Consider the following 6,614-nt stretch of genomic DNA (forward strand, 5'->3'; position numbering starts at 1 on the left):
AGCAATCAGGCAGGCAGGATAGTCTACTTTCTTGAATGTGTGCCGTCTGCTATTCCTGAAGCACGGACTGTTTGACTTCCTGCCAACATTCAGTCACAAAGAACCAATCAATTTTATTCGATTGTATAGCTATGACAGTATTTGGCTTTCAGAGGTAGTGTTTGGCACTGTATCACAGTACAATGCTTTCAAAAACAGGTCTTTACTTTGTATAATGATTTTTATTAACGGATTTATGCAAAATCGAATGGACAAAATGGAGTTTAACAGCCACGGCATCGAGCCGTTTTTCCCTGTTAAATCCAATCCGTCCCGCAGGGCGGATTTTTGTGTTCAACAGAACACGGCAAGTTGTGTTTTAAGGCACTCGAAACCGAGTTAGTGCCTAAAACAACTTGCCCTGCCGGGAGCTAAAAAACACTCTCCGAAGTCGAGGTTTTGTGTAGATTAAAAATGGATTAGTGATGAACGACAACAGTAACAAAAAACAGAATAAGGGCGGACGGATACCTAAGACCGACCCAAGCATCCACCGCCACGTTTTCCGTCTTACAGACGAAGAAAATGCCAAACTTTTATCGCTTTTTGAAGCATCGGGAATGTCCAATAAAGCAAAGTTTATCATTTCCCTGCTGTTCAGTAAGGAAATGAAATCGGTCAAAATTGACAAAGGAACGGTTGATTTTTATATGCGACTTACTTCTTTTCACAGCCAATTCCGTTCTGTGGGTGTGAACTATAATCAGATTGTGAAGCTGTTGTACCGTCATTTTTCCGAGAAAAAGGCGGCGGCATTTCTCTATAAATTGGAAAAACAGACGGCTGAAATGGCGGTGTTATGCCAAAAAATCATTCAGATAAGTGAGGAATTTGAAGCAAAATATCTGAAAAAACAGCCTTAGAAATGATAGCAAAGATTGGTAGAAGTGGAAATTTATACGGTGCATTGGCTTACAATCAGCTCAAAGTGGAGAATGAAAACGGACTGATTTTGTTCGCCAATAAGATAATTGAAACCGCTAACGGTCATTATTCCGTTGCACAATTAGCCCAATCTTTTGCTCCTTACCTTATAGCCAACCGCAATACAGAAAAGCATACGGTGCATATTTCGCTCAATCCGAACCCGAAAGACAAGGTTAGTGATGACAAGTTTAGGGAAATGGCAGAGGAATATATGAGGGAAATGGGTTACGGCGAACAGCCTTTTGTTGTGTTTAAACATACCGATATTGACCGCATCCATATCCATATCGTATCGGTTTGCGTGGACGAAGAGGGCAAAAAGATTTCGGATAAGTTCGAGAAAATGCGGTCTATGAATGTATGCCGTGAACTTGAAAGGAAATACAGATTGATACCAGCAACAGACAAAGAACATAAACAAAATGATAAGGTATTCCGTCCAGTGGATTATCGGGCTGGCGATATAAAAAGCCAGATTGCTTCGGTAGTCCGACACCTGCCGAATTATTACCAGTACCAAAGTTTGGGCGAATACAATGCCTTGCTATCTCTTTTCAATATTACTGCCGAGAAAATAGAGGGAGAATTACAGGGAAAGATGCAGCAGGGTTTATTGTACATTCCCTTAAATGATAAAGGCGAAAGAGCCGGGCATCCGTTCAAGGCTTCTCTGTTCGGAAAGAGCGCAGGGCTTCCGGCATTGGAACTGCATTTTTCGAAATGCAAAACCGCATTAAAAGACCACCCAAGCAAGCAAACCCTAAAAGCTGCCGCTAACATTGCCCTGAAAACAACGAGCGATGAACAGACTTTTAAGAAACAATTAGCTGAACAGGGCATTAACGTAGTGGTGCGCCGAAATGATACAGGTCGCATTTATGGTATCACATTCATAGACCATAATTCCAAAGCAGTTTGGAACGGTTCACGTTTAGACAAGGAGCTTTCTGCCAATGTCTTTAATGATTACTGGAATAATAATATCAAAACGGATATAAAAGAAGCTGCTGTACCAATCCCCAAACTATCCACATCAAATGATGCGGATCTTCCTGCGGAAGAACCACACCATTTGTTCGACTTCTTAACTACGGAAAAACACGAAGATGGTTTGATTGAAGCATTGGGCGGTTTGCTACCCGAAGCCCAGGGCGAGGATTATGAGGAACAGGATTTTGCTAACAAGATGAAGAAGAAAAGGAAGAAAAAAATGTAGTTCTTCCTTTTATAGTTCACTAAAAATATATTGGATTCGTTCTTTAACATTACGCTGACCTTTCTGAAAGACAGTATATTGCAACATAGTGAATGAAAGAATGGTAATCAGAATTATTTTTCTCATTATCAATAATTATCTATCTGCGTATAACAGCTATCTACTCAACTTCAAAAATTGCCTGAATAGATACAGAAGAACCAACTGGTAAGGAATATGCCCCCGATGTATTTCGTGTATGCTTTCCCTTTTCTCCGAATATTTCCACTGTCAGGTCAGAAGCTGCATTCATCAACATAGCGTGCTGCGTATATGTTTCAGGAGTATTAAAAACGCCAATCAATTGCACACATTTTTTTACTTTGTTCAAATCGCCTCCCACTGCCTCTTTCAAAATTGCAATAATGTTGAGCATAGTAACTTTGGTCGCTTCTTCTACTTGTTGTTCAGTAACATCAATACCGACTTTTCCAGGATATAAAATCTTTCCGTCTTTAAGTGAAACCTGATTGATAAATACTAAATTCCCGGAACGCGAAAAAAGCTCGTAGTTTCCTACAGGTTTTGGTAATTCAGGTAAAACAATATTTTTCTGTTTCAATACCTCGTTGATATCCACTGTGTATGCAGATTTAGTTTCGATTGACTTTTGTTTGAAAGTTCCTTTTAATGCCGTGGAAACTTTAGCAAAATTTTCTCCCTGTAATTTGGCAAGATAACGCTCGCTTTTGCTTGGTCTTGTCACATCTTTTAAGGAAGCCAGACTAGTTGTACCTAACACCGAGTTCCCTTGCGGTATATTTTTTTCTATGTTTTCATATCCACGAATACCATTTGATACCAGTATCATACCGTGTACTGCCAGACTATTCCAGAAAGATTGCAATGCCAGTTCTTTTCCGGCTCCGCTTCCTGCAGACATAAAAACAGTTGCAGGCATACCTTCTAATTCGTGTTTTGTCCAGACATCTACCGTTTTTGATAAAAATTCGCTCATTGCCGTACTGATATTCCCGAAGTACACAGGCGAGCCAAAAGCTATGCCATCGTAGGAACTTAATTCATCAACGTTGGCTACGGGAATGTCTTTCAACTTGACATTATCTGATGCTTTCACCAACTTTATAGTAGCATTAGCATCGCTATTTTTCTCAATTCCTTCGGTAATGTTCTTTGCCAGTTCATAAGTGCCGCCATTATCAGAATGGATAAGCACCAGTATGTTTGTTTTCTTATTTTGAGCCATAGCAGTAGTGTTGATTGATAATAAAAAGGAGAGCGTGAAAACTAAAAATGAGATTGTTTTATTCATTGCACAGGAAATTTTTCTAATAATATTGCAAAATTAAATATTTCGTTTTTATTAGCTTTGCCAAAAAGTATATTTAAAACGCAATGCTAAAATGTGGTCTTAAGGAAACAACTCCTGGCAATTATTCAGATGATGTTATAAGCGATGCTTATATATGGCAGCAACAAAACTGGAAACACGATGATTACGAGCATTCTCACGCACGTTATCAGCTATCCTATGTTACAGAGGGTTTTCAGTATTTTTACATAGAGAATAAGGTTTATTTTGTACCTCAAAATCACGCAATATGGATACCGTCAAATATAAAACACCGCATATCATCATCAGCAGAAACCGTTAATCTGACAGTATTGCTCTTTAAGTATATTCCGCAAAATCAATTTTACAATTCCGTAAAGATTTTCCGTGTTCCTATTGTCTTACACAAAATGCTCAATTATGCAACTAAGTGGAATAAACAACTTATTGAAGATGATAATCAGAAAGTCTTTTTATTAGCCATTTTGCAAAACCTTCCAGATTTTTATCAGAAAAATAATGCTTTGGAAATCCCTGTACCTTCAGACGAGCGACTAATTCCGATTTGCAGTCATATCAATGAAAATTTCAGATATGAGTTTAAAGTCGAAGATTATGTAGAAATTGCGAATATGTCGGTACGCAATTTACAACGTATCTTTAAAAATGAAACGGGGATAACCATACAGAAATATATACAGCTTACCCGTATTTTGAAGAGTATTGAACTAATTGATACTAAAAAATATACCCTTACAGAAGTAGCATTCAAAGTAGGATACAAGAGTTTGTCCGCATTCCTTACTTCCTATAAATCATTAATGAAATCCGCTCCTAAATAAATACACTGATTAAGCCAAATACCGCCACGTACTGCCTTAGACTACCACAATCTTATAACTATTCCGCACAGACTTTAAATTCACGCCCGAACATTAAAACTCAAAATAATGCAGGGAGAGGACGATTTAAGAGGCTTAGCCAAGATAATGGCTTTTATGCGGGCAGTCAGTATTCTATTGGTACTGATGCACCTTTATTGGTTCTGCTACGGGTTCTTTTTAGAACGTGGCTGGACACTGGAAGTAATCAAAAAGATTTTAGGCAATTTCGACAGAACGGCGGGTTTGTTCTCACATACCCTATATACCAAAGCCTTTGCTTTGGTATTGCTCGCTTTAAGCTGTTTAGGCACTAAGGGCGTAAAGAATGAGAAGATAACCTGGTCTAAAATTTACGTGGTTTTGGGCATAGGTTCGGTACTGTTCTTCCTGAACACCCCATTATTAAAGCTATCTCCGGTAATTGGTACATTTTTGTATATCCTTACTATCTCGTTAGGTTATATCGCCTTATTGATGGCGGGTGTATGGATGAGCAGACTATTAAAGAACAACCTGATGGACGACGTTTTCAATAATGAAAACGAGAGCTTCCAACAGGAAACAAAGCTGATGGAAAACGAATACTCCGTCAATCTACCCACAAAGTTCTATTACAAAAACAAATGGAACAACGGTTGGATAAACATTGTAAATCCTTTCAGGGCTTCAATCGTGTTGGGTACTCCGGGTTCAGGAAAATCCTATGCCATTGTAAACAACTACATCAAGCAGCAGATAGAGAAAGGCTTTAGTATGTACATCTACGATTTCAAATTCGACGACCTTTCAACCATTGCCTATAATCATTTACTGAAGCACCGGGACAAGTATAAAATTCAGCCGAAATTCTACGTGATAAATTTCGACGACCCACGTAAGAGCCACCGTTGTAACCCACTCAATCCCGACTTTATGACGGACATTTCAGATGCTTATGAAGCAGCTTATACCATAATGTTGAACCTCAACAGGTCGTGGATACAGAAGCAAGGGGATTTCTTTGTGGAAAGCCCAATCATCTTGCTTGCAGCAATAATTTGGTATCTGAAAATCTACGAGGACGGTAAGTATTGCACATTCCCACACGCTATTGAATTGCTGAATAAAAAGTATTCGGACGTATTCACGATTTTGACTTCATACCCCGATTTGGAAAATTATTTATCGCCGTTTATGGATGCGTGGCAAGGCGGCGCACAAGACCAATTACAAGGTCAAATCGCATCTGCAAAAATTCCACTATCAAGAATGATTAGCCCGCAGCTTTATTGGGTAATGACTGGCAACGACTTCACGCTCGACATTAATAACCCGAATGAACCTAAGATTTTATGTGTAGGTAACAATCCCGACAGGCAAAATATATATTCGGCAGCTTTGGGTTTGTACAATTCAAGGATTGTAAAGCTCATCAATAAAAAAGGACAGCTAAAGAGTTCGGTTATAATTGATGAGCTGCCCACAATTTATTTTAGGGGACTGGACAATCTCATCGCAACGGCGAGAAGTAATAAGGTGGCGGTATGTCTGGGTTTTCAGGACTTTTCGCAATTAACAAGAGATTACGGCGATAAGGAAAGCAAGGTTATTCAGAATACCGTCGGTAATGTTTTCAGCGGGCAGGTTGTAGGCGAAACGGCAAAGAGCCTTTCCGAACGCTTCGGTAAAGTGTTGCAGAAACGCCAGAGTATGACCATCAACCGAAACGATAAATCTACCTCTATATCTACCCAGTTGGATAGCCTGATACCTGCCTCTAAAATTTCGACCTTAACGCAGGGGATGTTCGTAGGTTCGGTATCAGATAACTTTGACGAGCGTATCGAGCAAAAGATTTTCCACGCCGAAATTGTGGTAGATAATGAAACAGTTGCTGCCGAAACAAAAGCCTATCAGAAAATACCGGAAATCCTGTCCTTTGTTGATAAGCAGGGTGAAGATAAAATGAAGCAGGAAATTGAAGCCAATTACAAGCAGATAAAATCAGATATACTAAATATTGTTGTAAGTGAAATGGAACGCATCAAGAATGACCCCGATTTACAGCATTTGGTACAGGAGTGATAAAATAAAAGGGAGGTCTAACACTAGTCATGGTCGGAAGAAATTCCGACCATTTTTTATGTTTTGAAAACTTTGGCTGGGTCTCCTCCTGCAAATATAATTAGAATGGCCGTTATCATATCTCTAAGCTCCATTGCTATTCTTCGTTTGG

At 39.2% G+C, this 6,614-nt stretch carries 5 protein-coding genes; 4 read left to right on the forward strand and 1 reads right to left on the reverse strand.

Annotated features, from left to right (window positions below; translation table 11 throughout):
- Positions 1 to 464 precede the first annotated feature (464 nt).
- Positions 465 to 902 (forward strand): conjugal transfer protein MobA, encoded by a 438-nt coding sequence (gene mobA / locus BA768_RS06540; RefSeq protein ID WP_065720161.1) that lies wholly within the window; start codon positions 465 to 467, stop codon positions 900 to 902.
- A gap of 2 nt (positions 903 to 904) precedes the next feature.
- Positions 905 to 2,182: a conjugal transfer protein MobB gene (gene mobB / locus BA768_RS06545; protein ID WP_065720162.1), complete on the forward strand. Its 1,278-nt coding sequence runs from the start codon at positions 905 to 907 to the stop codon at positions 2,180 to 2,182.
- 160 nt (positions 2,183 to 2,342) lie between these two features.
- Here mobB and BA768_RS06550 read toward each other — a convergent pair whose 3' ends face one another.
- A complete protein-coding gene (locus tag BA768_RS06550) occupies positions 2,343 to 3,494 on the reverse strand; it encodes an NAD(P)H:quinone oxidoreductase (protein WP_065720163.1) in 1,152 nt (383 codons plus the stop codon).
- An 83-nt stretch (positions 3,495 to 3,577) separates the two neighbouring features.
- Here BA768_RS06550 and BA768_RS06555 point away from each other — a divergent pair, with 83 nt between their 5' ends.
- Both BA768_RS06555 and mobC read left to right on the forward strand, forming a co-directional pair.
- Positions 3,578 to 4,357: an AraC family transcriptional regulator gene (locus tag BA768_RS06555; RefSeq protein ID WP_065720164.1), complete on the forward strand. Its 780-nt coding sequence runs from the start codon at positions 3,578 to 3,580 to the stop codon at positions 4,355 to 4,357.
- A gap of 108 nt (positions 4,358 to 4,465) precedes the next feature.
- Complete coding sequence (mobC, locus tag BA768_RS06560) at positions 4,466 to 6,463, forward strand: conjugal transfer protein MobC (RefSeq protein ID WP_065720165.1); 1,998 nt, start codon at positions 4,466 to 4,468, stop codon at positions 6,461 to 6,463.
- Positions 6,464 to 6,614: the final 151 nt, after the last annotated feature.

The organism is Chryseobacterium sp. CBo1 (assembly GCF_001693475.1).
GTDB lineage: Bacteria > Bacteroidota > Bacteroidia > Flavobacteriales > Weeksellaceae > Chryseobacterium > Chryseobacterium formosense.

Excerpts from the sequence above, each read along its gene's own strand:
- mobC (WP_065720165.1), top strand. The coding sequence starts at position 4,466 with ATGCAGGGAGAGGACGATTTAAGAGGCTTAGCCAAGATAATGGCTTTT.
- mobB (WP_065720162.1), top strand. The coding sequence starts at position 905 with ATGATAGCAAAGATTGGTAGAAGTGGAAATTTATACGGTGCATTGGCT.
- mobA (WP_065720161.1), top strand. The coding sequence starts at position 465 with ATGAACGACAACAGTAACAAAAAACAGAATAAGGGCGGACGGATACCT.
- BA768_RS06550 (WP_065720163.1), bottom strand. The coding sequence starts at position 3,494 with ATGAATAAAACAATCTCATTTTTAGTTTTCACGCTCTCCTTTTTATTA.
- BA768_RS06555 (WP_065720164.1), top strand. The coding sequence starts at position 3,578 with ATGCTAAAATGTGGTCTTAAGGAAACAACTCCTGGCAATTATTCAGAT.